The sequence below is a fragment of the Bradyrhizobium sp. P2_E8 genome, from assembly GCF_056403875.1.
This window is the reverse complement of record NZ_JBFUES010001326.1, coordinates 1-1,674: the sequence shown is the minus strand read 5'-3', so window position 1 is coordinate 1,674 and position 1,674 is coordinate 1. Positions and strand designations below refer to the sequence as shown.

Here is a 1,674-nt window from a genome sequence, read left to right as displayed (position 1 = left end):
CGAGCAGCCTGCGCCTGCCCTTGCGCGGAATCAGGTCGATGTCGCTGACGAGTTTCGCGCCGCCCTTGCGGCGCTCCAGCACGATCTTGCGGCTGTGGAAGGCCTCCAGCTCGACGCGGTGCGCGACGCTGACGATGGTCGCCTTCGGCAGCGCGTCAGTGACCATCTTCATCATCTTGTCCTGGCTCTTCTCGTCGAGCGCCGAGGTCGCCTCGTCAAGGACGACGATGTCGGGGTTGTGCAGCAACAGTCGCGCGAAGGCGAGGCGCTGCTTCTCGCCGCCGGACAGTGTCTGGTCCCACGGTCCCTCTTCCTCGATCTTCTCCTTGAGATGGTCGAGGCCGACCTTGTGCAGGGCTTCGCCAATTTCTGCGAGGGTCCAGTCGTCTTCGGCTCCGGGATAGGCGACCGCGCGGCGCAGGGATCCGGAGGGCACGTAAGGCCGCTGCGGCAGCATGAACAGCCGCCGGTCGGGGTGGAGATTGACGCTGCCGCCGCCCCACGGCCACAGCCCAGCAATGGCGCGCACCAGCGTGCTCTTGCCGGTGCCGGATTCGCCGGCGACCAGCAGGCGTTCGCCGGCCTCGATCACCACCTCGGTCTCGCCGACCACGGCCGTGCCGTCGTCGAGCGTGACCGAGAGGTCGTTCAGCTCCAGCATCGCCTCGTTGCTGGTCTCGCCGCGCGTGATGCGGCCGAGGCCATCGCCCTGCTCGGCGCGTTCGAGGCCGTCGAGCGACATCATCAGCGAGGCGATGCGGTGTGCGCAGGCATTCCAGTCGGCGAGCCGCGGATAATTGTCGACCAGCCAGCCGAACGCGCTCTGCACGATGGTGAAGGCGGACGCCGCCTGCATCACCTGTCCGAGCGTCATGCTGCCGTCGAGGAATTTGGGCGCGCAGAGCAGCAGAGGCACGACCGGCGCAACGAGGTTCGATCCCTGTGACACCAGCGTGGTGCGCATGTGCTGGCCGGCGAGCCGCGCCCATTGCCGCAGCACGTTGGTGAAATTGCGGTCGATGCCGCCGCGCTCCTCCTCCTCGCCGCCGAGCAGCGCGATGCTTTCGCCGTTCTCGCGCACGCGCGTCAGGGTGTAGCGGAGGTCGGCCTCGGCCTGGTTCTTGTCTTCGGAGACCTGCACGAAGCGCCGGCCGATCACCAGGATCGAGCTCGATGCGATCGCGGCGTAGAGCATCGCAGCGATCACGAGGAAGCCGGGAATGGTGATGGTCGATCCACCGAGCGCGATCGTGAGCGCGCCGCCGATGGTCCAGAGCACGACGATGAAGGTCGCGGCCGACAGCAGTGCCGAGGTGACGCCGGCGAGGAAATCGACCGGCGCATCGGTCGCGACGCGCAGGTCCTCCGCGATCCGGTATTCGGGATTCTGGTGGTCGCCGCCGACGAGGTTGAGCTGGTAGTAGCGGCCGTTGGCGAGCCACCGCGTCAGCACGCTCGCCGTGAGCCATGCCCGCCAGCGCCGCTGGATGCCCATGCGGGCGAACACCTGCGCCACGCCGAGCGCGATGCTGCCGATCGCAAGCGGAAAGAACACCGCGGTGAGGTGAAACACGCTGGTCGCATCGCGCTGCTCGATGGCGTCGAAGATCGCGCGGTTCCAGACATTGATGCCGTTTTGGAAGCCGACGGTGAGGACGATCAGCATGCCGAGGC

1 protein-coding gene is annotated in these 1,674 nt (G+C 67.4%); it reads right to left on the bottom strand.

Annotation, left to right across the window (positions count from 1 at the left end; all coding sequences use genetic code 11):
• Positions 1-1,674, bottom strand: a 1,674-nt coding sequence (locus AC1D00_RS40090; RefSeq protein ID WP_477014501.1) for an ABC transporter ATP-binding protein/permease, incomplete at both ends; no start/stop codon positions are given.